Source organism: Bacillus sp. FSL M8-0077 (assembly GCF_038050255.1).
Taxonomy (GTDB): Bacteria; Bacillota; Bacilli; order Bacillales; family Bacillaceae; genus Bacillus; species Bacillus altitudinis.
This window is the reverse complement of sequence record NZ_JBBPAF010000001.1, coordinates 2,011,013-2,037,175: the sequence shown is the minus strand read 5'-3', so window position 1 is coordinate 2,037,175 and position 26,163 is coordinate 2,011,013. Positions and strand designations below refer to the sequence as shown.

Sequence of the window (26,163 nt, the reverse complement as noted above, 5' to 3'; positions counted from 1 at the left end):
CGATAACACTCATTGCATTTCACGAAAAATTGGCTACAATAAATGTATAGATGAAAAAAGGAGTTTTTAAATCATGATCCATCAAAATTGGCAGACAGCTGAAACGGTAAAACAAGTAAAATGTGTACATACAAATGCGAAAAAATATATGGTCAATCAGGCATTAACGGTTGGGCACACATATGATGTGAAAAATGAAACAGAAGAATTTCTCTTTGTCGTTGATAATACGGGTAAAGTAGGCGGGTATTACAAAGAGTATTTCGAAGACAACTCTGCTGAATGATTTTAAGGGTCATCACTCATACTAAGAAAAACAGTAAAGGGTGATGATGATGAAAAAGCAGCAGCAAGAAGAGCAGAAACATCAAAATGCTTGGCATGACAATGAAGATGCTGATATGGCGATTACACTTGAGCAAATTTCTGATGTGTATGCCGAAGGAACGATTGATACCCCGAAAGATGAATAGTCATTTAAAACAGTGATTTTACATAATCACTGTTTTTTTATGGTCTATTTCTTGAAAAAAACTGAAACTTTTTTCCTGCTTTAACAGTCTAAATAAGTAGAGGAAAGAGCATCGGATCAAAAAGAAAAAGTTAAATGAAATTTAATCTATTCGTAATGGAATAACGACGATTTATAGCGTATTCTATAAGTGAGAATAAAACGTACCCACAGAGCCATGTGGCCGTTTTGTCATAAAGGAATTTGATGCAGGAAGAGGGGGTTTACGTGGGTATTTTTTCTGTCAGTAAACAAAATGATCATAAAAAATTCGAATCCTTATTAATTGAAGGGGAAAGAATTGAGGCTGTTTACAGACTGCGTCACGACCAAATTTGTTTCACTAATAAACGACTGATCTTTGGCGATAACCGCGTATTTTCTAAAAAGAAAGTCAGGGTCTCCTTGCCGTATCGATCAATTGAAAGTTTTGCTATTCAAGAAGCTGGCGTGTTTGATCAGGACACTGGTATGCTGCTTGTTACAAGCTCAAAAGTATTTGAACTCGATTTTTCTAAAGATACTGATTTGAGTGACGTGCAGGCCATTTTAACAAAACATCTTTGCTGATCAACTTTGCGATTACATAGATCACATGCACTTTTCTCATTCTTTGTTCTTATTTTTATCTATCGCACATCTCTTGAGCTTTTCCCACTACAGTGGGGAAGGCTTTTTTCTATTCATGTGTTTGAATCAAAGCAAAAAAGGATAAAGATGAAACAGATACAGAAAGGAGAATGGACAATGAAAGTATTAGTTGCTGGAGCAAACGGACATACAGGGAGACTTGTCATTCGATATTTAAAAGAAAAAGGACATGAGCCACTTGCTCTCATTCGAGATGAAAAACAAGCAGATGCGCTAAAAGAACTTGGGGCATCGCCTGTCATCGGTGATCTTGAAAAGGATGTGACAGATGCTGTGAAGCAAGCAGAAGCTGTCATCTTTGCAGCTGGTTCAGGCTCAAAAACAGGTGCAGATAAAACCATTGCTGTTGATCAAGAGGGGGCAAAACGCCTCGTTGATACAGCCAAAAAAGAAAATATTCAGCATTTTGTGATGCTGAGTTCTTATAATGCCGACGATCCTCATCAAGGAAAAGGACATGGCAGTATGGAGATTTATTATGAAGCGAAAAGAAAAGCCGATGAACATTTAAAACAGTCTGGTCTTTCTTACACCATTGTGCGGCCAGGAGCACTGCTGCATGAGGAGAAGACAGGGAAAATAGAAGCGGCTGCTCATATTCCAGATGATCGTGACATTGAGATTTCAAGAGAAGATGTAGCCACTGTCTTAGTGGAAAGCTTAACGGAATCCAATGTGAGAAATAAGACCTTTGACTTAATCAAAGGTGATACACCAGTAGAAGAAGTACTTCGCAATCTTTAAATGAAGAAAGCTGCTGCCAAAGAGGCGGCGGCTTTTTTGATGTTTTCATTTCGCATGGAGCGGGAAGGTAAAAAGAAAGGAGTGATTGACCGTGAGCTTAACGAAAGAGCAAAAAGCTGATTTATATGAAAGACTTATTCAATTAAAAGAAGATGTGAAAGGATCAAAAAAGAAAGAAGAATCCATGCTGGCCGAATCGAATGAGATTTCAAATGGTGTTGGAAATCATATCGCAGATCACGGAAGCATCTATTTAGACCGCATGACCGAACAAACGCTGGATCAAGTCGATGATCAGCTTGAAGGTGAAATTGATGCAGCGCTTAAGCGGATGGAAGACGGGACATATGGAATTTGTGAAAAAACAGGAAAAGACATTCCATATGAACGTTTGAAAGCAGTACCCTATACTCGTTATTCAATTGATGCAAAGAAAAATGAAGAAACCAATCAAGATCCAAATGAATTTGACCGTTCGTTCTCTGAGCAAATGCGTGATTTAACAAATAGAGAAACAATGGATCAAATGCATTCAGATACGTATGAAAGGCTAGAAGAAGAGCAAGATGTTGATGTAGATGAGGAAAAATAACAAATGAGAGGAATTTATGTTTTCTCAACATAATGTTTTCCCCCATCTACATGGACAAATATCTTGTATACATGAGTATTTTTTTAGAAAAAACATATCTTGAAATTTAATAAACTTTCGTGTAGTATAGTTTAAAGGCTGCGATGCGCGTAATGTTAATTAAGTTTTAACCTTTAAGCTGTAATAGGGAGTTTTATATTGAAGCCGGAATGTCACGCCTCCTTCGAGAGGAAGACAGGAACGTTTCTGCAAACACCCACTTTGAGGAGTGGTGGTTTAAAACTTTCTTACTTAGATTACGGCATCCGCAGCTTTTCCTAGGATGATTCAAGCCATTTTCCTTTTTTGGAAAATGGCTTTTTATTTTGCCCAAAACACGATTTTGAACAGACTGAATGTGGATGTACAAATGTATGTTAAAATAGACAAAACAAACGACGGAGAGGGAATTGGATGTTACAACAAGCAGAAGCACTTCTTAAACAATATTATGGCTTTGACGCCTTTAGGCAAGGTCAAAAACAAGCCATTGAATCGATTGTGAATAAACGGAAGGATACGGTCTGCATTATGCCGACAGGCGGAGGGAAATCGGTTTGCTACCAGATTCCTGCCCTTATGATGGAAGGAACGACAATCGTTGTATCTCCGCTTATTTCTTTAATGAAAGATCAAGTTGATGCATTAAATGAGATGGGAATACGATCGTCCTTTTTAAATAGTACACTTTCAGCAGGTGAAATGAATACAAGGCTGAAAAAATGTGAACAGGGGGAGTATGATTTGCTTTATATCACCCCTGAACGCTTACAAAATGAACGTTTTTTTCAGCTGCTTGATCGATTGACGATTCCTTTAATGGCTATAGATGAAGCGCACTGTATATCTGAGTGGGGACATGATTTTAGACCGAGCTATCGCTTTATACAAGAATGTGTAAACAAGCTGTCGAAAAGGCCCGTTATTGTAGCATTAACAGCCACTGCTACAAAGAAGGTTCAACAGGATATATGTGAGCAGCTTGGCATGGAAGAAGAAGAAACGATCTTTACTGGTTTTGCTAGAGAAAATTTATCCTTTCAAGTGGTGAAAGGGCAAAACAGCGACCAATTCATCACACAATATATGAAGAAAAACAGTCTTGAGTCAGGGATTATCTATACAGCCACACGAAAAGAAGCAGATCAGATTTATCAACGTTTAAAAAAGCAAAAGATCAAAGCGGGCGTTTATCACGGAGGATTAGATGATGAAGTGAGAGAAGAGCAGCAAAATCTTTTTTTAAATGATGATATTCAAGTGATGGTAGCTACCTCTGCATTTGGTATGGGGATTAATAAGTCTAATGTACGTTTTGTCATTCATCATCAAATTCCAAGAGATATTGAAAGTTACTACCAAGAAGCAGGGCGTGCCGGCAGAGACGGGCTTGAAAGTGAATGTATTTTGCTGTTTTCACCGCAAGGCGTACGGGTGCAGCGCTTTCTCATTGAACAATCAACAGAAGATGAAGTACGGTATCAGCATGAATTGCTCAAGCTAAGACAAATGGTAGACTACTGTCATACGGAGCAGTGTCTTCAGCAATTCGTAATGGACTATTTTGACCAATCAACAAGTGCCACCTGTCAAAAATGCAGCAATTGTCTAGATGAGAGAGAGCGTGAAGACGTCACAAGAGAAGCACAAATGGTTTTGTCGTGTACCGTTAGAATGAACGAACGATTCGGAAAAATGATGATTGCTCAAGTATTAGCTGGCTCTAAAAACAAAAAAGTGCTTGATTTTGGTTTCGACCGTCTTCCTACTTATGCTTTAATGAAACAGCATTCAGCCCAGCATATCAGTGATTTCATTGAATTTTTAATTACAGAAGAGTATTTACACATGTCTGAGGGGGCTTTTCCAACACTAAAAGTGACACAAAAAGGAAAGAAAGTGCTAGTGGGGCAGGAGACCGTCTATAAAAAGCAGGCGATAAAGGCAGAAGCTATTCAAGAAAATGATGCATTATTTGAACAGTTAAGAATGGTCAGAATGAAGTTGGCAAGAGAGCAGGGCGTTCCGCCATTTGTTGTCTTTTCTGATCAAACATTGAAGGAAATGTCAGCAGTAGAGCCTAAAACAGAAGAAGAACTTTTAAATATTAAAGGTGTCGGCGCACAAAAAAGAGAGAAATATGGAGATGTTTTTTTAGAAGAAATTCGTTTATTTATAGAAAAAGAGAAAAAATAAAGAGTTTGAAGAAGAGAAATAAATTTTTTTCGTTTCACTTGGACGCGTTTTCATCATGATGATTTCCCTCCCTACAAAACCTTGATATGATGCGGAATTGAGCCATTTAGTGGGCTGATTTACCAATGGAGAGAGATGTTTCATGTAAAGGAACTGTAATCTAAAACATATCGTTTTGTTATTGAAATGACATTTACATATGTTACGATAGCACTCGTTAGCCGCCATAAAAAGCTAACAAGGGAGGATTTACTTTATGAAGAAGACTATTATGTCCTTGGTTGCTGTTGCAGCAATCTCAACAACAGCATTAGGAGCACAGCAAGCTTCTGCAAAGGAAATCACTGTACAGAAAGGTGATACACTTTGGGGAATCTCTCAAAAAAATGATGTGTCTCTAAAGGACCTAAAGGGTTGGAACAATTTATCTACAGACATGATCTATGTAGGAGATAAATTGACAATCTCTTCAAAAGAGAAAACTCAGGAGCAGTACAAAGTCCAGAAGGGGGACAGCCTCTGGAAAATCGCTCAAAAATTCAATGTGTCAATTAGCGATCTTAAGTCTTGGAATAACTTAAACTCAGATATAATTATGATTGGTTCAACACTAAGTGTTGCTGGTCAAAGCTCAGCTCCGGTAAGCTCAGAACCTGTTCAAAAACAGGCACCTGTCCAAAAAGAGCAAACAACGAAAAAAGCTGCTCCTAAAAAGGAAACAGCTAAAGCAGAATCATCTTCTGCTAGTCAAAGTGTTCAAAAAGAAATGACTGTAACGGCTACGGCTTATACAGCAAATGATGGTGGCATCTCAGGTATCACTGCAACAGGGGTAAACTTAAACAAAAACCCAAATGCAAAAGTAATCGCAGTAGATCCTAATGTCATTCCATTAGGAAGTAAGGTTTATGTTGAAGGCTACGGTGAAGCCATCGCAGCAGATACTGGCGGCGCAATTAAAGGTAATAAAATTGATGTACACGTACCAAGCAAATCCCAAGCTAAAAATTGGGGCGTAAAATCAGTCAAAGTAAAAGTACTTAACTAGTAGTCTATTGTTTTTGGAAGAAAGCATCAGGTGGCGGCCTGATGCTTTTATTATACCTTTTTTTGGTCAGAAATACACATATTTTTCTGAAAAATTTGCATTTTCGACAAAAACCAGCGTATAAGCTCATCTCAACGCTGGTTTTTGTGTCGTTAGCTGTCCACCCAATAAATTTCTCCGCTTTGCTCTTTCCAATTGATTTGGACATCAAAATGGTGTTTTTCATAAAAATGAATCAAACGGTCCACATGATTCCAATCTCTTTTGACAAGGTCGCCAGTAATGACTGGAATGTTTTGCTCTCTTGCGATTTCTTTTAAATGTTTCATACAAATTGATCCATAGCCATTATCAGGCGGGCCTTTAATGTCGGCAATGTGAATCTTTCCTTCTTCAGGATATTCCGCGATTAAGGAAAAATCAGATTGTCCGCGAAAAGCTTTTTCACAATCGCTTAACATGATTTTGCACGTATCTGCATTCTCAATTGCTGAGACGATCATCCATTCATCTTCCTTCGCTTGATCAATGCCAATAATCTTTGCTTTTTTTGAAATATCTTTTATATTTTCTTGCATTCGATACATTTGGAACTGCAACTGCTGTAATTCTTGCTCTAATGTCTTCACATCTTTTGTTGTTTCCTGTAAGATTGACAAGTCTATTGCTCCTTTCATAGAAAAGTTGATAAAAAACCACACAAATTCCCATTCTAAAGGAAGTGAGTGGATCTTTCAAGCCGCTAAAAGGCAGGCAATCGGCAAGTTTGTCTAAAATTCGACGAAGACAGCGAATTCATTGACTTTAGAGAGAAAGTTAAATAACATACTCTTAGTCGGAACTAATAAAGAGAGGTTTTCAAACATGAACGAACAGAATCAAAAACCGAAAAATTTCACCGGCATTGTTGTCTTTTTAACAATTGCCATAAACGGCTTAATTGCTTTATTATTTTTGATGCCAAAAACAGATAAATTTAGTCATCTGGATATTACATTTCTGCCGTTACTGAATGCTGTGATGAACAGTTTTACGTTTATCTTTTTACTTTCAGCGCTCATTATGATTAAACAAAAGAACATTAAAGCCCATAGACGATTTATCTTTGCGGCTTTTTCAACAACACTTGTCTTTTTAATTTCGTATGTGACGTATCATTCAATGGCAGCTGATACACACTTCGGGGGAGAAGGAATCATTCGTCCGATTTACTTCTTTATTCTCATCACACATATCGTCTTATCTGCCGTCATTGTACCGCTTGCACTGATCACTCTCTTTAGAGGCGCACAAATGCAAGTCGAACGTCATCGTAAAATTGCTAGATGGACCATGCCTCTTTGGCTCTATGTCAGTCTAACAGGTGTCATCGTCTATATCATGATTTCTCCATACTACAGCTAACGTATGTCCATTTGGACATACGTTCTTTTATTTACAAGATGAATTGCTTTGGATAAAATGGGAATTGGGTATCCGACTTGCACGGTATCTTCCCACCTATAGAATCACATCATGTCTGGCCGTTTGCTCGTTTGGAGAACACAATTGAACGAAACGGGGGTTATATGATGACTGAACAATTGCAGTATAAACCGGGGCTTGAAGACATTGTGGCAAGCGAAACGTCTATTTCTTACTTAGATGTGCAGCAAGAAGAAATTGTCATTCGCGGTTATGACCTCATTGAGTTGGCGCAAAACAAGACATACTTGGAAACAGCCTATCTGCTTATTTACGGAAGATTACCAGATGCAATGGAATATCATCAATTTCAGCAAGACATTTCCTCACAAACAAACATACACCCAACCATTCAAACCATTTTGACAAAACTGCCAAAAACCACTCACCCAATGGATGCCATGAGAACGTGTTTATCTGCTCTTGCAGGGTACGATGAACAACTGAATGATCGATCAGAAGCATGCCAACAAACGCGTGCTGTTCGCTTACTTGGCCAGCTGCCAGCGATTGTTGCGGGAAGCTATCATATTCTCACACAAGACACCACACCTACTCCTGACCAGACCAAATCCTACACTGAAAATTTTTTAGCCATGTTAACTGGCCGTACTCCTGTACAAGACGAAATCAAAGCATTTGACCAAACGCTTACACTTTATAGTGAACATGAGCTGCCGAATTCAACATTTGCAGCAAGAGTCATTGCGTCTACTCATTCTGACATGTATGGTGCTTTTACTGGAGCGATTTCTTCATTAAAAGGCGACTTACACGGAGGCGCAAATGAAGCCGTCATGCACATGCTGCTCGAAGGCAAAACAACAGAAGGTTTCCTTGCGCTCATTGAACGTAAATTAGCCGCAAAAGAAAAAATGATGGGCTTTGGCCATCGGGTATACATGAGAAAAATGGACCCGAGAGCGGCTCTTTTAAAACAATCATTGAAAACGCTTACTGAGTCAAAAGGAGACACGACGCTGTATGACATGTGCGTCGCAGGCGAGGCATACATGAAAGAAAAGAAAAACCTCTATCCAAACCTTGATTATTACGCAGCACCAATTTATTACGTGCTCGGGATTCCTATTTCACTTTACACACCGATTTTCTTTGCTGCGAGAGCAAGCGGATTAGCAGCGCATGTCATCGAGCAGCATTTATACAATCGGATTTTTAGACCGAGAGTACGGTATTTAGGACCAAGAGGATTAAAAGTCTCAAATGATGATGGAAAAACGGGGGAATGAATATGAATAAAACAGCAGTAGCCAATCAAACAGATCAACTATTAGAAGACATTGCTGCCTATGCCGTTGATGGAGAAATTACGAGCAAAGAGGCAATTGAAACAGCTCGGTATGTACTTATGGATACGCTCGGCTGCGGAATGCTGGCGCTCAATTTTCCAGAATGTACGAAACACCTTGGCCCGATCGTACCTGGAACCGTTGTCCCTAACGGAGCAAGAGTGCCTGGCACTTCATTTGTGTTAGATCCTGTTCAAGCGGCTTTTAATATAGGATGTATGATCCGCTGGTTAGATTATAATGACACATGGCTTGCACAGGAGTGGGGCCATCCATCAGATAACCTGGGCGGGATATTGGCTGTAAGCGATTATATCAGCAGAACGAGGCTTGCAAACGGAGCAGAACCGCTTTCGATGAATGACGTACTGCATGCGATTGTAAAGGCACATGAAATACAAGGTGTGCTTGCTTTAGACAATTGTTTGAATCGAAATGGCTTGGATCATGTTCTTTTTGTCAAGGTGGCCTCAAGTGCAGTCGTTTGTGCAATGCTTGGCGGAACGAAAGAAGATGTGCAGCATGTGTTATCACAAGCTTTTGTGGATAATTCCCCGCTTAGAACGTACCGGCATGCCCCGAACACAGGATCAAGGAAATCGTGGGCAGCAGGGGATGCCACAAGCCGTGCAGTGAGACTAGCGATGATGACATTGAAAGGAGAAATGGGCTATCAAACGCCCCTCAGTGCAGAAAAGTGGGGTTTTGAAGATGTGTTAATGAAAGGAAAACCACTCACACTTGCCCAGCCGCTCGGGTCATATGTGATCGAAAATGTACTCTTTAAAATTGCTTATCCAGCAGAATTTCATGCGCAAACTGCCGCTGAGGCCGCTGTCATTCTACATGACGCGGTAAAAGACCGTTTAGATGAGATTGACAGGATAGAGATTACGACACATGAATCAGCCATTCGAATTATTGATAAAAAAGGACCGCTCTACAACCCGGCAGACCGTGATCATTGCTTGCAGTATATTACGGCCATTGGGTTAATCTATGGTGAGCTGACCGCTGATCATTATGAAGAAGAAACGGCGCAGAATCCGCTCATTGACCGTTTGCGTGATCAAATGATCGTGAAAGAAGATAAACGGTATACAGAAGACTATTTAGATCCAAAAAAGAGATCAATTGCAAACTGTGTTCAAATCTTCTTTAAAGACGGAACGATGACAGATCGAATCGAAATTGAATATCCGCTTGGTCATCGCAGAAGAAGGCAGGAAGGGATCCCGCTGCTTGAAAAGAAATGGGTGTATCATTTGAAAACGAGATTTCCACAAAAACAAGTCGATCAAATTGTTTCACTTTGTCAAAATCCAAATCAATTAAAAACAACGACAGTACCAGCATTTATGGATTTATTTGTCATATAAGGGGGAGCTAGTGTGTGGATCGTGAATGATGAAGTAAATCAAGCTGACTTAGCCGCAGCTTTTAAAGAGCAAATGCACAAATCCGCTTTATTTCAAATTCCAGGCGTTCACGATGGAATGTCTGCGCTCTATGCGAGGAAAATGGGATTTCAAGGTCTTTATTTATCGGGTGCCGCTTTTTGCGCAAGCAAAGGGCTTCCTGACCTTGGTATGATTCATTCCACTGAAATGGCGGAAAAGGCAAAGGAAATCATTCGAGCTTCTCAACTGCCTCTTTTAGTTGATATGGATACTGGTTATGGCGGTGTATTAAATGCAGCCAGAGCAGCAAAGGAAATGGTTGAGAGCAAGGTAGCTGCTGTTCAAATTGAAGATCAGCAAATGCCGAAGAAATGCGGACATTTAAACGGAAAGTCACTTGTTTCTGTAGAAGACATGATGGCGAAAATCAAAGCGATCAAACAAGCGGCACCCACACTTCTCGTCATCGCAAGAACGGATGCGAAGTCAGTAAACGGGATGGAGGATGTAATTCACCGGGCGAATCTCTATCTAGAAGCAGGAGCAGATGCCATTTTTCCTGAAGCGCTGATCACAGCAGAAGATTTCACGTATGCTTCGAACAATATAAAAGGGCCGCTTCTTGCAAACATGACGGAGTTTGGAAAAACACCTTATTATCATACAGACGAATTTTCTATGTTTGGCTTTCAAATGGTGATTTATCCTGTGTCATCCCTGAGAGTTGCTGCAAAAGCGTATGAGCGTTTATTTACAGAGATTAAGGAAAAGGGGACGCAGCAGGGGATGCTGGAGGACATGCAAACGAGAAAAGAGCTATATGAAACGATTCATTATGATGAATATGAAGAAATGGATCAGCATTTAGCCAAAACGATCCTGCCGGAAATCGGGAAAGAACATTCATAAGATGAAAAGAAGACAAAGGGCTAAAATAAAGTTCATTTTAGCCCTTTGTCAACAATTTGAAACATTTCCTTCACGGAAGTGCTTTTTTTACGATGATGGTGTGGATGATGAAGCCAATTTCATTTTTTCTTCAACTGTTTTCGTTTTTTCTTTTACTTTTTCAGCATAAGTGAAATCACCGTAGCAATACGGATAGCGGAAGTTATCTTTGTCGCCCCCACATGTATAGACTTCTGGGTTTCGCTTCACTTGCTTTTTGGAGTATTGCTTTGCCAATTCTTCGGAATGTTTTCCCCCGTTTTTTGCAACAAAATCAATATAGCCGATTCCCATGTTATAGCTTTGAATAATGGTTTCCAAATCAACGCCTTTTTTCTTCCCATGCTTGTACATGGCTGAAAAATGATGGACTCCTTGTTTAATGCTCTTCTGAGGATCATTGATTTCATTTCGTTTTAAACCAAGAGATTCAGAGGACTGCATTGGATCTCCGCCTCTGCCTTTTGATTCTTGATACATCATACCGAGAATTAACGCGGTATATTGATCTAAATCTTGATCTCTTAACTCTGTCTCTACAAGCGGTTTGTAATCATCCAATCTCGACAAAACAATTGATTCCGTATCAATCGGCAGCTTTTTTAACTCCTTTTGATTAAAGGAAATGACAATGGCTGCTAATACGCAAACAAACAGAAAAATCGTGAAACAGCCTGAAATGGCAAAACATCCTGTTTTTTTCTTTTTCAAGGTCAGTTCACCCCTGTTTTGCCCCGCTTTTAAAAGGGAAGTACAGCCTTTATATTATGCCATATCCTGCACAGGATACCAAGTGAAAACCTTATATTCAATCATAGCCAAACGTAAATTCTGGTCTTGTTTTCAGTCTATAGCAGAAGTAAACAAAACCGATCATGAGCCACACCATACCAATGATTAATGCATTTGTACTGATGCTTGTTAAGAGCCAAATACAAAAGGCCGTTCCGCAAAGAGGGATGATTGCATATCTCAGTGTGTTTAATACACCTCTTTGTTTTTGTTTGATGAAATAGTAGGCGAAAACAGATAAGTTAACAAACGTGAATCCGATTAATGCCCCGAAGCTGATAAACGAGTAAATGACCTCAAGCTCACCAAGGACTGCGGTTAACGAGAAAACACCAATTAATAAAATATTAAATACAGGTGTTTTCAATGTTGGGTGAATATAACCGAAGAAACGTTTTGGTAATGATTGATCTCTTCCCATCGCATACAAGAGTCTTGCGGCACTCGCATGTGATGATAGGGAGGAAGAGATGACAGCGACCATGGTGCCGGCTAAAAAGAATGAGTGGAGAAACGCACCGCCCACAAATTCCGCAATTTCAAGTGATGCTGCATCTGGATGCTTGAACTGTTGAAAATTTGGAAATACCTGCTGTAAAAAATAAGAGGTGAGGGTAAACAGCACACCTCCAATGACGACCGTTAAGAAAATGGCAAGAGGAATCGTTCTTTTGGGCTTAATTGTTTCCTCAGACATGGTCGAAATCGCATCAAATCCTAAAAAAGAAAAACATAAAATCGTCGCCCCGGAAAAAATAAGGGCGGGATCTAAGCTCGCTGAATAAAATGGACGGGTTGACAGTAATTCTCCGGTACCTGCATGCTGCGTGAGCCCATAAATAATAAACCCAACAAATGTGACAGCGACAATCACCTGAAAGGTCACAAATAGCGCTGTAATGTTGGCTGTAAGACGTATACCGATTACATTGACAGTCGTTATGGCGATAGCAAGTATGATGATCCAAATGTAATGAGGTACATCGGGAAAGGCTGCAGTTAAATAAGCACTTCCGATTGCAAAATTCACCATCGGCAAAAATAAATAGTCCAGTAAAAGTGTCCAGCCTACAAGGAAGCCAACGTGAGGATGAATACTTTTTTGCGCGTATGTATATGCAGATCCTGCTTTTGGAAAAGCCTTCACCATATTCCCATAGCTAAGCGCTGTCAATAGTAATGCCAGTAAAGTAAAGATATAAGCTGCAGCAACGTGTCCTTTCGTCAGCTGAGCAACAATGCCGTATGAATCAAATACGACAAGTGGGTCCATATAAGCAAGCCCGATCACAACAAGTGGAAAAACAGTCAGGCTGCGTTTTAGTCTTGGCTCTTCAGTCAATTTGCCTATCAGCTCCTCTGAAAAAATGAATAAATAATGCTCATTTTAAAAAGAATGCTACCACGTGTCAATGCTATTTGAATAAATCTTTTTTCAAAAGGTGTGGAAGCTTTGCATGCTACACGTTTTGGTATATGATGATACATAGAATAAGTCGTGAGTTGACTGACAAGAAAGGTGAAGCGAAATGAAGGAAGAACTGAATACAAATCAAGAACAGGAACGGATGGAGCTGGACGAAGAAAGTCTATTTCTTGTCTCCCAAACATTTAAAGCCTTATCTGATCCGACGCGTATTCGTATTCTGCATTTGCTGTCTCAAGGTGAACATTCAGTAAATGATATAGCAGAAACACTAAACCTTATGCAATCAACCGTATCTCATCAGCTGCGCTTTTTAAAAAATCTTCGTCTCGTGAAATCTAGACGAGCAGGGACCTCGATTTTTTACAGTCCTGAAGACCAGCATGTGATGGAAGTGCTTGAACAAATGATCCACCATGCACAGCATGATTGAGAAAAAACCTTCCTACTTTTATATAGGAAGGTTTTTTATGCATGATGTACATGGGTTGATCGTTTATTTGCTTTCATCATTTGATAAGAAAACACAATATAGTAAGCCGCTAGAAGGAAAAAGCTGAGCATTGTCAGCGCATCATCGCTGACAATATGCTGATACAATTCAACGATATCCATCTTGGTGATCGCATGTGTTGTCAGATTGACCGATTTAAATGCAAGCCTAGATAAAAACAAACATAAAATAAAGCTTTCAATCCATTTACTTGTTTTCATATACAGCCGGCCATTTTCTAATTTCATCTGAATCGTCTGATAGGCGTGAATGGCGAGACTGCTCCCGAAGATCATGCCAATGACGGCATAGATAAAAATACTGTGATTTTGCCATCCTTCAGTTAAGAGAATAAGGGCAGTGAGACTAAATACATACATTCTCATGAAAAGATTTACCGGGCGTACAAGCTGATAGCGTCTCATTCGATTCATTCGAATGATGATCCAGACGAGCATGACGATCCCGATCATGAACAACTGCCATACGTGATGTGTCATGATGCAACCTCCTCCTGCACAGGCAGGGATGTAAACGAATGCTGGCTGTTACTTATCATTACCATTCTTTCTTTTTTTATCAAATCAAAACCTATATTTATGAAAAAGAGGAAAAGTCATGAAAATCGATCGCGTTTTGTCCATTGTGATGATACTGATTAGTAAACGGCAAGTACAGGCGAAGGACCTCGCTGAACTACATGAAGTGAGCGTGAGAACCATATATCGTGATATTGATACCATTAATCAAGCGGGGATTCCAGTTGTGACAAAGCAAGGCGCAGGCGGCGGGATTTCACTCGTCGACGACTATCGTCTAGAGAAAAAATTATTCACCGATGATGATATTGAACTGATTTTAACCGCTCTTGAAAGTATCACGAGTGCATACACCTTTAAAGAAAGTGAACATGTACTAAAGAAAATGAAATCCCTGATTCCGCCTCAAAACGAAAAACAGCACCATGTATTTATTGATTTAAGCTCTTGGGGGAAAGACAGCTACTTAGAAAAGAAGCTCCAGCTCATTCATACCGCTGCCTCAGCGCATCAATATATCCAGTTCATCTACCGCAATGCAAAAGGCGAAACACTTTCTAGAAAAGTAGAACCTTATACACTTGTCTTAAAAGGAAGGCACTGGTATTTGTATGCGTATTGCTGCGTGAAAAAAGCTTTTCGCCTGTTTAAACTCAAAAGAATGTCAGACCTTATCACGCATTCAGTATCTTTTCTTCCTAAACGAATAAAAAATGAAGAAAAGCCTTGGAATGATTCTTGGCACGAAGAACCTTCCGTCAGTACACTAACGCTCAAGTTGACTGAAAATTCGGTTGGTAAAGTGAAGGAATGGATAGATGAAAATGAATTCACCGTATGTGCAGATGGTACCTATCTTGCCACAATCACGTTGCCTCAAGATGATTGGTTATATAGCTTTCTTTTTTATTTAGGGCCAGATGTTGACATTGTCTCTCCGCCATCCGTTCGGGAAGCGTTTGATCTCAAGTTGAAACAATTTCAAAAACCAAAAGGAACTTGACACATTGTTGTCAGGTTTCTTTTTATATGATGGAAAAAAAGGAGATGAGAATGTATGTACGATATCGTGATTTTACAGAAACAATGGATCAAGGGATTATCTGCTCGAACAACAAATGAGATGGAGCAAACAAAAGAGCGGAAGATTGCACCGCTTTGGCAGCAATTTTTCACGCAGCAGCTCGACGGGGGCCATGCGCCAGTCATAGGGCTGTATTCAGATTATGAAAAGGATGAAAATGGCACTTATTTGTTCACAGCGGGGCAATTGGTTGACCGGCAGCTAGAACAAGATGCAAAAGAGATTCCAGGCTCCACCTACGCAAGATTTCAAACGAGAAAGGGCCCGATTGAAGAGGTTGTGTTTGAAACATGGCAGCAGATTTGGAGCTGGGATCAGCGTCATTTGCGAACATATACTGGCGATTTTGAATGGTACGATGAACGATCGATTGATCCAAAAGAAGCGCAAATTGATATTTATATTGCAGTCGATGAAAAAATAGTTGCTAAAACTAATGGTATTAGTTAATATAAAACTAACGATATTAGTTTTAGGAGGAAAACAAGATGAGATTGACAACATTTGACCGTTTGCACCAGCTTACATTCATGCCGCGTATTTTTCCGGTAAATTGTTATGTATTTGAGGAAGAGAATGGACTCATCTTAATTGATGCAGCTTTGAAAATGGCAGCAAGCTCGATGATTGAATTTGCACATAAATTAAACAAACCCATTAAAAAAATTATTCTGACTCATAGTCATATGGATCATATTGGTGCACTAGATGAAGTGAAAAAGGCTTTTCCAGATGCAGTTGTTTATTTATCGAAACGAGATGCTCGCCTGTTTGCTGGCGATTTCTCTTTACTTCCTGGTGAGCCGAAGAAAAAAGTCAAAGGCAGTTTTTCAAAAGACATTCACACAAAACCAGACGTGCTTGTCGAAGAAGGGGACGAGATTGGGTCACTTAAAGTCATTGCCACACCAGGACATACACCAGGAAGCATCTCTTTATACGATGAAAAGTCAGGGGTTGTCATTGCGGGTGATGCAGTTGTGACAAAAGGCGGTTTATTTGTAACGGGTGAGTTTCGCTTCACCTTCCCATTCCCGGCTTTTGCCACTTGGGATGCAGAAACAGCACTAAAAAGCGCTGAAAAATTACTGGCATTTCCCTTGTCTTGTCTCGCAGCAGGGCATGGTGATCTCATGATAGAGCCTGAGACAAAGCTCAGAGCTGCTATCGAAAAAAGGAAGCATCAGCTACAAAAAGGAGGGCAGTAAACCATGTCTCCAAGAATGGGTATCACACAAGAAAAAATTGTTGAATCTGCCATCGAATTTGTCGATGAAGAGGGCTTTTCTGCTTTGAGCATTGCTACATTGTCCAAACGGCTTAACATCAGACCGCCTTCTCTTTACAACCACATATCCGGTCTTCATGAAATACAGGCAGCTCTTGCTGTCAAGGGGCTGACAATGCTTTGTGAGGCTGGTAAACAAGTAACAGCGGGGCTGGAAAAAGAAGACGCTGTTTTAGCATTTGCAAGAAAATATGTTCAATTTGTTCGTCAGCATCCCGGCCTTTATGAGGCTGCTTTTTCACATATGAATGAAAGAGAAGTCAGTGTGGCTGCAGAGAATCTTGCTGATTTTGTCCAATCCATCATGTCTCGTTTTGGTGTAAAAGAAGAGGACATGACGCATGTCGTCAGAGGTCTCAGAAGCTTACTGCACGGCTTTGGAGATATTTCAAACAAGAAGGGATTTCAACGGAAAGAACAGCTTGAAGATAGTGTGAGCTATGCGGTCCGTCTTTATATCACAGGGATCAAGATGCAAGAAGATCTGTCTTAATGACAGGTCTTTTTTATGTATCGAACCGATATGATGAAGGAGGTATAAACAAATCAAAACATTTTTTGGGCAAAAAACCAATAAAGATTTGACAGTTTTGTGAAACATGGTATGCTTATTATGTGAAATAATTCACATAGAGGAGTAGAGGCAGATGAAAAGAAAGCCTGTTTATGTGGAAACAACCATTCAAGCACCTATTGAAAAAGTATGGGAGTATACGCAAAATCCAAAGCTTCATGAACAATGGGATTTGCGATTTTCGACCATTTCATTAAATGGACCTAGAGATGAACAGCCCCAATCCTTTTTGTATGAGAAACACCTTGGATTCGGCATTAGTGTGACTGGGACAGGAGCGTATCGAACGAGCGTGAAGGATGAGCGTCATGAAAGAGCATCCTCACTTCAATTTAAATCATCACACCCGTTGTCTTTCATAAAAGAAGGCGGAGGGTATTGGAAATACTTGAAAACGAATGACCACATTGTTTTTCAAACGCAATTTGATTATGAAACAAAGGAAGGAAAAGGGTGGAGATGGGCAGACCGTGTCTTTTTTCGGCCAATGATGGGTTTTATGACTGCCTTTAGCTTTGGCGCATTAAAGACGTGGCTTGAAAAGGGCACGCATCCCCGTTTGCTGCTAGAGAGAACACTTGCCCATTATGGTATTTGTTTGTTGTTTGCTATCGTCTGGTTATGTCAAGCATTCATTCCTTTTTCACCTTCTGCTTTTGATCATAGCACCGGATTTCGATTGTTTTATGCGCTATTAGGCGTATCATGGCTCATGCCTAAGCTTCCAAAGAAATATGTATTCATCCTTCAAAGCATCTTTTTGCTGATGATGCTTGGTATAGGGATTTTATCACCAGAAACGACTCTGCACGAGCCGCTGGTGCTGAGTGCATTTTTCATTTTATCCGTTGCAGGAATGATCAATTTAAAAGATTGTGTAGATGTGTTTTCGATCAAACGAAAAAGGGGAGGTAGACATGGTCGTTCATCATCATCAAGTAAAGGACTACGATAGGCTGCATCCGACATTAAAAGAACGGTATAACCGTGCGTTTACGGCCGAAGGCATCATGGAGGAAATAGGAGGCGGGACAAAGCTCATCCGATTGTTATTCAAAATCGGTCCATTGTTTCGCTGTTTTTTTCCTGAAAGAGGGCGGAATATTCCCTTCCAAATTGTGAACAAGCCTTTTATGACAAACATGGGAGAAGAAGGGATGCACTGGTTTCGTACGTTCTATTTTCCTGAAAAGGAAAGACATTTTGATGCAGATATGATCATTGATCAGAAGAGTCATCAAGTACTGGACTACTTTGGAAAGCCTAGGCTTCTTATGTCAGAGCTTCATTTTACAGTCACGGAAAAAGGGTTCTTGCACATTCAATCAGGTAAGCAAAAGTTTTTGCTGTTTGGGCGGGAGTGGCCACTGCCTTCTTGGCTTTACGGTGAATCTGATGTAACAGAAGGTTACGATGAGCGTGCAGGTGAGTATACCATTGATGTACAAGTGAAAAATCGCCTTTTTGGTACTCTTTTTACATATAAGGGCCGGTTTACGGAAAGGTTGTCACCTCATGAATAAATGGCATTTGATGTGTAGTATCGTGTTGATGTCTTGCTTTCTCGTTACACGTTTGACGACAGCTCCCATACCAGAATTTTTTGTTTTGATTGCGATTTTATTTTTTCTTCCCGCTTTCTTACACTTTTTTTATCAGGAAGAGAAGAAACGACAGCAGGAGGGGCTGATCGGCTTCATAATGAAAGCCTTTCCAATAGCAGCTCTATGTGCAACAGGCGCATTCATCTATCATTCTCTTTGGCTTGCATTTGGATGGCTTTTCTTTACAATGATTCTGGCTTTATTTGGTTTCACCCGTTTGCTGAAAAGAGGAGCCCATCCGCTTCATGAGCTGATGATCGATGGCGCATGTATGTATATCGCTCTAGGCGGGCTTTGGTTCTGGCTATACACAGCAGATATACAAGTGATGACATTTTCACCGATGATTGTTCTTTTGACTGCTATTCATTTTCATTACTCGGCTTTTTTTATCCCTATCTTTTATGGATTATTGGGCAGGCAGCGGAAAAAAGAGACAACGCTATACAAAGTGGGCGGCTGGGTTATTTTACTGTCGCCAGTGATGATTGCAGTTGGAATCAGCTATTCCCGCCTGTTTGATACGTTCAGTGTCATTTTGTATGTGATCGCACTTTATTTGTATGGAATTTTATGTATGACAACTTCTTTTCGTTCAACTGCCGCAAAAGGGTTCGTTGTGTTCTCTAGCATCATGTTAATGGGAACCATTGTTCTTTCATTCCTTTATTCTGCCGGAATGCTTTTACGAGTTACCTACATCAGCATGGATCAAATGATTTGGTTTCATGGCAGTATCAATGCAAGTTTGGTTATTTTACCAGGCGTCATTGGATGGTTGATTGAAAGACCAGCTGATCGATTGAAACAAAAGCGTTTTCCGGTATCGAGAGTTCACGGTCGTTTTCAGGTCATGTCTTTTCAACATGACCACAAGCAGCATGACGAGAAGATAGGTTTAGTTGATTCTCTTGGCCAATTAAATGGAAAGGCATTTTCAGCAGAGCGTGTGTCACCTGTTATTCGCAGATTTTATGAAGACCCGATGTCCTTTACGTTAAAAGCAGCCGTCTGCTTTCATTGGTGGGTAAGGCCATTTGTCTTTTTGCTTCAACCTGTTTTTAGACAACTAGGACAGCTCTATTTAGGGGCATCACGAATGCCATATGAAATGCCGGGGAGTCTTTCAAGATTTCAACATCCTCTTGAAGAAAGGGAGAATGTACGTGTGTGGATCAGGCGCAATGAGAAAGGCAAGCAAGTCTTTTATGCGCTCTATGCCCAGCACCATGATGAAGAGACGGTCTATATGAATATTGCTTTGCCGCTTCCTTTTTCACAGCTTACGGCTATTTTAAAACCTTTTAATGAAAAGGAAGATTTTCTATTAAAAAGTAAAAGTCCAAAAGGCAGTACGGGCGATGAAGGATTGTATTTGCATACGTCTTTCATCACCATGAAACTGCCAATGGAAGAAAGCTTTCATATGAAACCAGAGACGGAAAAAAGTCTCACAGCAATTCATCAAATGAAGCTATTCGGTATTCCTTTTTTAACGATTCAGTATCAAATCGCCAGTGAAAGCCCCTCATCTTAGTCAATGATGTCGCATGGTTCACCGTGACGAATGATGTTCACAATCGCTTGCCCATCACTCGGATGATGATCTGCATACTGTACTGGCAGTAAAGCAAAAAATACATAGTAGACTGAGAAGTAAGCAAATTGATAGAAAAATTGATGTTCTGGCAGGAAATCATTGGCGATCATTGTGTTCAATATAAGAACACTGAGCAGGTTGCATAATGATCCGCCTAAGTAGACAAGTATGTGTGAGAAACGGTTATTTCTCCTCATTTCTTCATAGTGGCAAAATGCATCTAGAAAATAGATTCTTCTAATTTCAACGACGCCTATTTTCAATACTTTTTTGCCTCGGCCAAGCGCAAACGAAACCTTTGCTCCAAACAGCCAGGCGACTACAATATGGCCCAGCTGATGCAAGATGGCAACGATAGGAAGAATGACGAAAAACGACCAGCAAAACGTCCACATATTCGATAATGTAAACAAGTGTTAACCCTCCCTGAAATATTCGAGAGGAAGCAGTAGGATTATTTGCCATTTTACCGAATTCATTTTTATGATGCAAACATTTAATAGACTACTATAAATTTATTATGTAAACTAATGAAGATTTTCAATGAATAGGCTTTTTCACCCTTTCTTTTAGAAGAGTAGGCTGTGCTACAATAAAGAAATAAGTGGGAGACAAGTGCTTATCTAGCAGAAGAAAAAAGTGACCTTTTTTATGAAAGAATGAAGGGGAGAGAGATTCTGATGGCAGATATTGAACAGTTTTTAGCGTTAGACATTCGTGTTGGGACGATAGTAGAAGCAGCATTTTTTGCAGAAGCAAGAGTACCTGCTTTTAAGCTGAAGATTGATTTTGGGGATGAGATTGGGATCAAACAATCTAGTGCACAGCTGACAAAACGTTATCAGGCTGAGAATCTCACTGGGAAACAAATTATTGCAGTGGTCAATTTCCCGCCAAGAAGAATTGCTGGGTTTAAATCAGAGGTGCTTGTCTTAGGAGGCATGCCGTCAAAAGAAGACGTTGTTTTGCTTGCCACAGATGAGCCAGTTGAAAATGGAACAAAAATAGGATAAGAAAAAAGACATCTTCATTAGAAGATGTCTTTTGCGTATTGAGGCGGAATAACCACACGCCACATTCGTGTGTGTCTCAAAGAGACATGTTACCCGACTTACACAATTCAGCTCATCGCTTGATTAATATAGCATGGGAGAGGTATGAATGCAACCATTATTTGAGTTCTCTTTGTTTTTGGAAGATAAAAAGAGGAGTCATATCCTCATATCATAGAAAAAATGACAGGAAATCAATTATTTGGATTATTTTTTCGAAAAATATTGAAAAGTCAGATCAGATTTTATAAAATGAATTCATCTTAGTTTGTTTAATCGATAAACTAAGATGGTGATCATCTATTGACCTATTGTTTAATCAAATGATTTGCTGCTATTTGGGCTAAGCTGAAAGAAAGAGATGTTCAGCTTCATTATTGCAACGAATTGAAAGCGCTTTATTTTTGATCTATTGATTGCTGCTGCCCTACATCATCTGTCCGTTAAAAGAGGCTAAGTGAAGAAGGGAGAAAACTCATGGTGAGTGAGAATTTAAAGAAGATTCGTATGTCTGAAAAAGTGGGGTATGCTTCAGGAGATTTCGCATGTAATTTAATTTATGCAACTGTCTCTACGTATCTATTATTTTTTTATACGGATGTGTATGGATTATCAGCAGCAGCAGCAGGGACGATGTTTTTGGTGGTTCGGGCCATCGATGCGCTTGCAGATCCGTTTATTGGGGCGATGGTTGATCGGACGAACAGCCGTTTTGGCCGGTTTAGACCTTATTTGTTATTTGGTGCGTTACCTTTTGCTGTTCTTGCCATTCTTTGTTTTACGACACCGGATTTTTCCGAAATGGGAAAACTCATTTATGCGTACATCACGTATGTTGGTTTATCGCTTACATACACGTTCATCAATGTTCCTTATGGTGCTTTAACTTCCGCGATGACAAGAAATAACCAAGAGGTCGTCAGTATTACGTCTGTTCGTATGCTTTTTGCAAATCTCGGTGGTTTAGTTGTTGCTTTTTTTGTTCCGTTTCTAGCCACTTTTTTGGGTGATACAACAGGAAATACAGCGCTTGGCTGGCAGATGACAATGGCATTTCTCGGCGTTCTTGGGGGCGGATTACTTATTTTCTGTTTTAAAAGTACGAATGAGCGCGTCACGCTTCAAAAGCCAGAGGAAAAGATCAAGTTCAGTGATCTCTTTGTCCAGTTACGAGTGAATCGTCCGCTTGTTGTGTTAAGCATTTTCTTTATCATTATCTTTGGTGTGAACTCGATCAGCAACTCAGTCGGGATCTATTATGTGACGTATAACCTCGGCAGAGAAGATTTAGTGAAATGGTACGGTCTGATTGGCAGTCTGCCAGCTTTAATGGTGCTGCCGTTTATTCCAAAGCTGCACAAACTATTAGGAAAGAAAAAGCTGCTGAATTATTCACTATTGCTGAATATTGTAGGTCTTCTTGCATTACTTGTGATCCCGCCGAGTCAAATCACTTTAATACTTGTTTTCAGGCTCGTTGCTGCTGCAGGAAGCATTACAGCTGGTGCTTACATGTGGGCACTCATTCCTGAAACTGTAGAATACGGTGAATATAAAACAGGAAAAAGAATGGGCGGATTGATCTACGCAGTGATTGGATTCTTCTTTAAATTTGGTATGGCCTTAGGTGGCATCGTTCCAGGACTTGTCCTTGACCGTTTTGGTTATATTGCAAACCAAGTGCAAACACCAGAAGCTTTACTTGGCATTTTAATCACGACAACGGTGATTCCTGTATGCTTACTAATTTTAGCGATGGTTGATATTAATTTTTATAACCTAGATGAAGAAAAACATAAAAAAGTCGTACGAGAGCTTGAGAATAGAGACAAGGTGTATATCGATCATATGGACGATTTTAAAATGTAGCTCTCTGAAAGAGGAGGAAGTTCAATGAAGATTACTAATCCAGTGCTCAAAGGGTTTAACCCCGATCCAAGTATTTGCCGTGTAGGAGAAGATTATTATATGGCGGTCTCTACATTTGAATGGTTCCCGGGGGTTCAAATTTATCACTCGAAGGATCTCGTCCACTGGCGACTCGCCGCGCGTCCCTTGCAAAAAACATCTCAACTCGATATGAAAGGAAATCCTGATTCCGGCGGGGTATGGGCGCCGTGTTTAAGTTATGCGGATGGTCAGTTTTGGCTCATCTATTCAGATATTAAAGTAGTAGATGGTCCGTTTAAGGATGGTCATAATTATTTGGTCACAGCTGACGAAGTAGACGGCGAGTGGAGCGATCCGGTTCGGCTCAATAGTTCTGGGTTTGATCCTTCCTTATTCCATGATCCAAGCGGAAAGAAATACGTGTTGAATATGCTGTGGGACCATCGAGAAAACCATCACTCCTTTGCAGGTATTGCCTTACAGGAATATAGTGTGTTTGAAAAAAAACTGGTCGGTGAGCGGAAAGTCATTTTTAAAGGCACGCCAATCAAACTGACAGAAGCTCCGCATCTTTATTACATCAATGATGTCTATTATTTATTAACAGCTGAAGGGGGCACACGTTACGAACATGCAGCAACGATTGCCCGTTCCTCGCATATTGATGGGCCGTACGAGGTTCATCCTGACAACCCAATTTTAACGGCTTTTCATGCGCCTAGCCATCCACTACAAAAATGCGGGCATGCATCAATTGTACAAACGCATACAAATGAATGGTATTTGGCTCATCTGACTGGCCGCCCAATTCATTCAAGTAAGGAATCCATTTTTCAGCAAAGAGGCTGGTGCCCTTTAGGAAGAGAGACGGCCATACAAAAGCTTGAATGGAAAGATGGCTGGCCGTATGTGGTAGGCGGAAAAGAGGGGCTCCTAGAGGTTGAAGCGCCTGCGATAAGCGTAGAGGAGTTCTCTCCAACCTATCACATAGTCGATGAATTTAAAGATTCATCGTTAAATAGACATTTCCAAACATTAAGAATCCCATTTACGGATCAGATTGGTTCAGTGACAGAAAACCCACATCATTTAAGGCTGTATGGGCAGGAATCTTTAACGTCTAAATTTACACAAGCGTTTGTTGCGAGGCGCTGGCAAAGCTTTTATTTTGAAGCAGAGACAGCGGTTTCCTTCTTTCCAGAAAACTTTCAGCAAGCGGCAGGTCTTGTGAATTATTATAATACGGAAAATTGGACTGCACTTCAGGTGACATATGACGAGGCGTTTGGCCGTATCCTTGAATTATCTGTGTGTGAAAATCTTGCCTTTTCTCAGCCGCTAATTAAAAAAATCATGATCCCAGACGAGGTCACGTATGTGTATTTAAGAGTAACTGTTCAGAGAGAGACGTACACGTATTCTTATTCTTTTGATCAACAAGAGTGGAAAAAAATAGAGATAACGCTTGAATCGACCCATTTATCAGATGATTTTATTCGAGGAGGGGGGTTCTTTACAGGGGCTTTTGTCGGAATGCAGTGCCAAGACACAAGCGGCGAACGTCTGCCTGCCGATTTTAAGTATTTTCGATACGAAGAAACAACTGAATAAAAAAAGACAACACTCTAAAGGCTGTCTCTCTTTAACGTGTATTCCATTATGGTGAAGGCGTGACATCACGTAAAAAAGCTTCAGTGACAAGAGATGTCATCCCTAAGGCTGGTGCGTTTTGTCCTAATGACGAAGGAAGCAGCTCCACCCGTGAGCTGAATTGTGCATCCATTCTAGAGGATACTTCATCTTGAATGACACTTAGAACGGCCTGCTCAGATTCAATGACCTTGTTTCGTAAAATAACGGCTTGTGGGTTGAAGGTATGCAGAACGTTTGTAAGACCTACTCCAATGTAAAAGCCAAAGTTACGCAAGGCATTGAGTGTTTTCATATCATTTAACTTCGCCAGCTGCTCAATGTCTTGATAGGTGAATGGCTGACCATCTGTTTGGAGCGATTGGAACAATGCTTTCTCAGATGCATACAGTTCCCAGCAACCACGATTTCCGCAGCTGCATGTCGGTCCATTAAAGTCGATCGTCATATGTCCCATTTCACCAGAAAAACCGTTTGTACCTCGGTATAAATGTTGATTGATAATGATGCCTATACCAATACCAGTGCCAATACTTGCATAAATCAGATGGTCATAATGTTTAGCAGCACCAAAGATTTTTTCACCGTACGCACCGGCATTTGCTTCATTCTCGATAAAAACCGGTACTTGGAATGTGTCTTGGAGACTTGTTTTTAGATCGACATTTTTCCATTTTGAATGAGGCGTAAACACAATTTGTTCATCTGCATCGACCAGACCAGGTATACAAATCCCAATACCAATCAGCCCGTATGGGGAAGAAGGAATATGTGAACGTAACTGCTGGATCAATTCAATTAATATACGGACAGTCACTTCAGGTGTGCTGGATGGGAGCTTGAGTTGCTCATCATGAATAATCGATCCTTCAAGGTCTGTTAAAATGCCGTTGACATAATCAACACCGACATCAATGCCGATAGAGTAACCTGCACGTTTATTAAACATGAGAAGCACGGGTCTTCTTCCGCCGCTAGATTCGCCTTGACCGATTTCATAAACAAGATGTTCTTTCATTAATGTACTCACTTGAGATGAAACGGTCGATTTATTTAACCCAGTGCGTTCAGATAATTTTGCTCTGGAAATTGGTGCATGGTGCAGAATTTCGTTGAGTAATAGCTTTTGATTTATTTTTTTCACAAAGTTCTGATCCGCAATATCCATTGTATCCACTCCATTTGTTTCGTCTTTAGATTAAGTGAAGAAAAGCCACTTTTTATCGTGTTCATTCTCTATAAAACATGCTTTTCACTTTATTATAACG

At 40.2% G+C, this 26,163-nt stretch carries 28 protein-coding genes and 1 other RNA gene; 23 read left to right on the top strand and 6 right to left on the bottom strand.

Annotated elements, in window-relative coordinates:
* Window positions 1-73 precede the first annotated feature (73 nt).
* The 8 genes from NST57_RS10330 to NST57_RS10295 all read left to right on the top strand — a co-directional run bounded on the left by NST57_RS10330 (window position 74) and on the right by NST57_RS10295 (window position 5,781).
* The gene (locus NST57_RS10330) at window positions 74-286 is read left to right on the top strand and encodes a DUF6501 family protein (RefSeq protein WP_142155283.1); all 213 of its coding nucleotides are present in this window, start codon (window positions 74-76) and stop codon (window positions 284-286) included.
* 49 nt (window positions 287-335) lie between these two features.
* The gene (locus NST57_RS10325; protein ID WP_017359491.1) at window positions 336-473 is read left to right on the top strand and encodes a YozQ family protein; all 138 of its coding nucleotides are present in this window, start codon (window positions 336-338) and stop codon (window positions 471-473) included.
* 266 nt (window positions 474-739) lie between these two features.
* Window positions 740-1,081, top strand: a complete 342-nt coding sequence (locus tag NST57_RS10320) for a PH domain-containing protein (protein WP_008346505.1) — start codon at window positions 740-742, stop codon at window positions 1,079-1,081.
* Between the two features lie 177 nt (window positions 1,082-1,258).
* On the top strand, window positions 1,259-1,906 hold the full coding sequence (locus NST57_RS10315; protein ID WP_341298521.1) for an SDR family oxidoreductase: 648 nt from the start codon (window positions 1,259-1,261) through the stop codon (window positions 1,904-1,906).
* 91 nt (window positions 1,907-1,997) lie between these two features.
* A complete protein-coding gene (locus NST57_RS10310; protein ID WP_057079424.1) occupies window positions 1,998-2,498 on the top strand; it encodes a TraR/DksA family transcriptional regulator in 501 nt (166 codons plus the stop codon).
* A gap of 132 nt (window positions 2,499-2,630) precedes the next feature.
* A non-coding RNA gene (gene ssrS, locus NST57_RS10305) (6S RNA) lies at window positions 2,631-2,816 on the top strand.
* A gap of 135 nt (window positions 2,817-2,951) precedes the next feature.
* Window positions 2,952-4,733, top strand: coding sequence for a DNA helicase RecQ (gene recQ, locus NST57_RS10300; RefSeq protein ID WP_142155280.1), 1,782 nt, complete (start codon window positions 2,952-2,954; stop codon window positions 4,731-4,733).
* Between the two features lie 256 nt (window positions 4,734-4,989).
* Window positions 4,990-5,781: a LysM peptidoglycan-binding and 3D domain-containing protein gene (locus NST57_RS10295; protein ID WP_135227097.1), complete on the top strand. Its 792-nt coding sequence runs from the start codon at window positions 4,990-4,992 to the stop codon at window positions 5,779-5,781.
* A 152-nt stretch (window positions 5,782-5,933) separates the two neighbouring features.
* Here the strand turns inward: NST57_RS10295 and NST57_RS10290 are convergent, their stop codons facing one another.
* Complete coding sequence (locus NST57_RS10290) at window positions 5,934-6,440, bottom strand: GNAT family N-acetyltransferase (protein WP_008346514.1); 507 nt, start codon at window positions 6,438-6,440, stop codon at window positions 5,934-5,936.
* A 205-nt stretch (window positions 6,441-6,645) separates the two neighbouring features.
* Here NST57_RS10290 and NST57_RS10285 point away from each other — a divergent pair, with 205 nt between their 5' ends.
* The 4 genes from NST57_RS10285 to prpB all read left to right on the top strand — a co-directional run bounded on the left by NST57_RS10285 (window position 6,646) and on the right by prpB (window position 10,864).
* Window positions 6,646-7,185, top strand: a complete 540-nt coding sequence (locus NST57_RS10285) for a DUF420 domain-containing protein (protein ID WP_142155279.1) — start codon at window positions 6,646-6,648, stop codon at window positions 7,183-7,185.
* A gap of 167 nt (window positions 7,186-7,352) precedes the next feature.
* Window positions 7,353-8,495, top strand: a complete 1,143-nt coding sequence (gene mmgD / locus NST57_RS10280; protein ID WP_341298520.1) for a citrate synthase — start codon at window positions 7,353-7,355, stop codon at window positions 8,493-8,495.
* A gap of 2 nt (window positions 8,496-8,497) precedes the next feature.
* Window positions 8,498-9,934 (top strand): bifunctional 2-methylcitrate dehydratase/aconitate hydratase, encoded by a 1,437-nt coding sequence (locus NST57_RS10275; RefSeq protein ID WP_142155277.1) that lies wholly within the window; start codon window positions 8,498-8,500, stop codon window positions 9,932-9,934.
* 12 nt (window positions 9,935-9,946) lie between these two features.
* Window positions 9,947-10,864: a methylisocitrate lyase gene (gene prpB, locus NST57_RS10270; protein WP_058336748.1), complete on the top strand. Its 918-nt coding sequence runs from the start codon at window positions 9,947-9,949 to the stop codon at window positions 10,862-10,864.
* Window positions 10,865-10,951: 87 nt separating this feature from the next.
* On the opposite strand, the gene NST57_RS10265 is transcribed toward prpB, so the two are convergent.
* Both NST57_RS10265 and NST57_RS10260 read right to left on the bottom strand, forming a co-directional pair.
* A complete protein-coding gene (locus NST57_RS10265) occupies window positions 10,952-11,614 on the bottom strand; it encodes a lysozyme family protein (RefSeq protein ID WP_142155276.1) in 663 nt (220 codons plus the stop codon).
* Window positions 11,615-11,711: 97 nt separating this feature from the next.
* A complete protein-coding gene (locus NST57_RS10260) occupies window positions 11,712-13,037 on the bottom strand; it encodes an APC family permease (RefSeq protein ID WP_341298519.1) in 1,326 nt (441 codons plus the stop codon).
* A gap of 187 nt (window positions 13,038-13,224) precedes the next feature.
* On the opposite strand from NST57_RS10260, the gene czrA reads away from it, so the two are divergent.
* On the top strand, window positions 13,225-13,554 hold the full coding sequence (gene czrA, locus NST57_RS10255; RefSeq protein ID WP_007500691.1) for a Zn(II)-responsive metalloregulatory transcriptional repressor CzrA: 330 nt from the start codon (window positions 13,225-13,227) through the stop codon (window positions 13,552-13,554).
* A gap of 35 nt (window positions 13,555-13,589) precedes the next feature.
* On the opposite strand, the gene NST57_RS10250 is transcribed toward czrA, so the two are convergent.
* Window positions 13,590-14,114, bottom strand: coding sequence for a mother cell-specific membrane sporulation protein (locus NST57_RS10250; protein ID WP_341298518.1), 525 nt, complete (start codon window positions 14,112-14,114; stop codon window positions 13,590-13,592).
* 118 nt (window positions 14,115-14,232) lie between these two features.
* Here NST57_RS10250 and NST57_RS10245 point away from each other — a divergent pair, with 118 nt between their 5' ends.
* The 7 genes from NST57_RS10245 to NST57_RS10215 all read left to right on the top strand — a co-directional run bounded on the left by NST57_RS10245 (window position 14,233) and on the right by NST57_RS10215 (window position 20,240).
* Window positions 14,233-15,156 carry a helix-turn-helix transcriptional regulator gene (locus NST57_RS10245; RefSeq protein WP_341298517.1) on the top strand — a complete coding sequence of 308 codons (924 nt, stop codon included), beginning with the start codon at window positions 14,233-14,235 and terminating at the stop codon, window positions 15,154-15,156.
* A 54-nt stretch (window positions 15,157-15,210) separates the two neighbouring features.
* Window positions 15,211-15,687, top strand: coding sequence for a GyrI-like domain-containing protein (locus tag NST57_RS10240; RefSeq protein ID WP_341298516.1), 477 nt, complete (start codon window positions 15,211-15,213; stop codon window positions 15,685-15,687).
* A 38-nt stretch (window positions 15,688-15,725) separates the two neighbouring features.
* Window positions 15,726-16,445, top strand: coding sequence for an MBL fold metallo-hydrolase (locus NST57_RS10235; protein WP_341298515.1), 720 nt, complete (start codon window positions 15,726-15,728; stop codon window positions 16,443-16,445).
* Window positions 16,446-16,448: 3 nt separating this feature from the next.
* The gene (locus NST57_RS10230; RefSeq protein WP_341298514.1) at window positions 16,449-17,018 is read left to right on the top strand and encodes a TetR/AcrR family transcriptional regulator; all 570 of its coding nucleotides are present in this window, start codon (window positions 16,449-16,451) and stop codon (window positions 17,016-17,018) included.
* A 154-nt stretch (window positions 17,019-17,172) separates the two neighbouring features.
* Window positions 17,173-18,054 (top strand): hypothetical protein, encoded by an 882-nt coding sequence (locus NST57_RS10225; RefSeq protein WP_142155269.1) that lies wholly within the window; start codon window positions 17,173-17,175, stop codon window positions 18,052-18,054.
* On the top strand, window positions 18,017-18,622 hold the full coding sequence (locus tag NST57_RS10220) for a DUF4166 domain-containing protein (RefSeq protein ID WP_142155268.1): 606 nt from the start codon (window positions 18,017-18,019) through the stop codon (window positions 18,620-18,622). The genes NST57_RS10225 and NST57_RS10220 overlap by 38 nt, the downstream gene beginning before the upstream one ends.
* Complete coding sequence (locus tag NST57_RS10215; RefSeq protein ID WP_341298513.1) at window positions 18,615-20,240, top strand: YndJ family protein; 1,626 nt, start codon at window positions 18,615-18,617, stop codon at window positions 20,238-20,240. The genes NST57_RS10220 and NST57_RS10215 overlap by 8 nt, the downstream gene beginning before the upstream one ends.
* Here the strand turns inward: NST57_RS10215 and NST57_RS10210 are convergent.
* Window positions 20,237-20,716, bottom strand: coding sequence for a hypothetical protein (locus NST57_RS10210; protein WP_142155266.1), 480 nt, complete (start codon window positions 20,714-20,716; stop codon window positions 20,237-20,239). The genes NST57_RS10215 and NST57_RS10210 overlap by 4 nt on opposite strands.
* 267 nt (window positions 20,717-20,983) lie before the next feature.
* Here NST57_RS10210 and csaA point away from each other — a divergent pair, with 267 nt between their 5' ends.
* From csaA to NST57_RS10195, 3 genes are all read left to right on the top strand, one after another.
* Window positions 20,984-21,316 (top strand): chaperone CsaA, encoded by a 333-nt coding sequence (gene csaA / locus NST57_RS10205; RefSeq protein ID WP_017359474.1) that lies wholly within the window; start codon window positions 20,984-20,986, stop codon window positions 21,314-21,316.
* A 516-nt stretch (window positions 21,317-21,832) separates the two neighbouring features.
* On the top strand, window positions 21,833-23,224 hold the full coding sequence (locus NST57_RS10200; RefSeq protein ID WP_142155265.1) for a glycoside-pentoside-hexuronide (GPH):cation symporter: 1,392 nt from the start codon (window positions 21,833-21,835) through the stop codon (window positions 23,222-23,224).
* A gap of 24 nt (window positions 23,225-23,248) precedes the next feature.
* Entirely contained in the window at window positions 23,249-24,856 is a 1,608-nt protein-coding gene (locus NST57_RS10195; RefSeq protein ID WP_341298512.1) for a glycoside hydrolase family 43 protein, read from the top strand.
* Between the two features lie 46 nt (window positions 24,857-24,902).
* On the opposite strand, the gene xylR is transcribed toward NST57_RS10195, so the two are convergent.
* Entirely contained in the window at window positions 24,903-26,063 is a 1,161-nt protein-coding gene (gene xylR, locus NST57_RS10190; protein WP_142155263.1) for a transcriptional repressor XylR, read from the bottom strand.
* Between the last annotated feature and the right edge of the window lie 100 nt (window positions 26,064-26,163).

Excerpts from the sequence above, each read along its gene's own strand:
- NST57_RS10330 (WP_142155283.1), top strand. The coding sequence starts at position 74 with ATGATCCATCAAAATTGGCAGACAGCTGAAACGGTAAAACAAGTAAAA.
- NST57_RS10325 (WP_017359491.1), top strand. The coding sequence starts at position 336 with ATGAAAAAGCAGCAGCAAGAAGAGCAGAAACATCAAAATGCTTGGCAT.
- NST57_RS10315 (WP_341298521.1), top strand. The coding sequence starts at position 1,259 with ATGAAAGTATTAGTTGCTGGAGCAAACGGACATACAGGGAGACTTGTC.
- recQ (WP_142155280.1), top strand. The coding sequence starts at position 2,952 with ATGTTACAACAAGCAGAAGCACTTCTTAAACAATATTATGGCTTTGAC.
- NST57_RS10295 (WP_135227097.1), top strand. The coding sequence starts at position 4,990 with ATGAAGAAGACTATTATGTCCTTGGTTGCTGTTGCAGCAATCTCAACA.
- NST57_RS10285 (WP_142155279.1), top strand. The coding sequence starts at position 6,646 with ATGAACGAACAGAATCAAAAACCGAAAAATTTCACCGGCATTGTTGTC.
- mmgD (WP_341298520.1), top strand. The coding sequence starts at position 7,353 with ATGACTGAACAATTGCAGTATAAACCGGGGCTTGAAGACATTGTGGCA.
- NST57_RS10275 (WP_142155277.1), top strand. The coding sequence starts at position 8,498 with ATGAATAAAACAGCAGTAGCCAATCAAACAGATCAACTATTAGAAGAC.
- czrA (WP_007500691.1), top strand. The coding sequence starts at position 13,225 with ATGAAGGAAGAACTGAATACAAATCAAGAACAGGAACGGATGGAGCTG.
- NST57_RS10250 (WP_341298518.1), bottom strand. The coding sequence starts at position 14,114 with ATGACACATCACGTATGGCAGTTGTTCATGATCGGGATCGTCATGCTC.
- NST57_RS10245 (WP_341298517.1), top strand. The coding sequence starts at position 14,233 with ATGAAAATCGATCGCGTTTTGTCCATTGTGATGATACTGATTAGTAAA.
- NST57_RS10240 (WP_341298516.1), top strand. The coding sequence starts at position 15,211 with ATGTACGATATCGTGATTTTACAGAAACAATGGATCAAGGGATTATCT.
- NST57_RS10235 (WP_341298515.1), top strand. The coding sequence starts at position 15,726 with ATGAGATTGACAACATTTGACCGTTTGCACCAGCTTACATTCATGCCG.
- NST57_RS10230 (WP_341298514.1), top strand. The coding sequence starts at position 16,449 with ATGTCTCCAAGAATGGGTATCACACAAGAAAAAATTGTTGAATCTGCC.
- NST57_RS10225 (WP_142155269.1), top strand. The coding sequence starts at position 17,173 with ATGAAAAGAAAGCCTGTTTATGTGGAAACAACCATTCAAGCACCTATT.
- NST57_RS10220 (WP_142155268.1), top strand. The coding sequence starts at position 18,017 with ATGGTCGTTCATCATCATCAAGTAAAGGACTACGATAGGCTGCATCCG.
- NST57_RS10215 (WP_341298513.1), top strand. The coding sequence starts at position 18,615 with ATGAATAAATGGCATTTGATGTGTAGTATCGTGTTGATGTCTTGCTTT.
- csaA (WP_017359474.1), top strand. The coding sequence starts at position 20,984 with ATGGCAGATATTGAACAGTTTTTAGCGTTAGACATTCGTGTTGGGACG.
- NST57_RS10200 (WP_142155265.1), top strand. The coding sequence starts at position 21,833 with ATGGTGAGTGAGAATTTAAAGAAGATTCGTATGTCTGAAAAAGTGGGG.
- NST57_RS10195 (WP_341298512.1), top strand. The coding sequence starts at position 23,249 with ATGAAGATTACTAATCCAGTGCTCAAAGGGTTTAACCCCGATCCAAGT.
- xylR (WP_142155263.1), bottom strand. The coding sequence starts at position 26,063 with ATGGATATTGCGGATCAGAACTTTGTGAAAAAAATAAATCAAAAGCTA.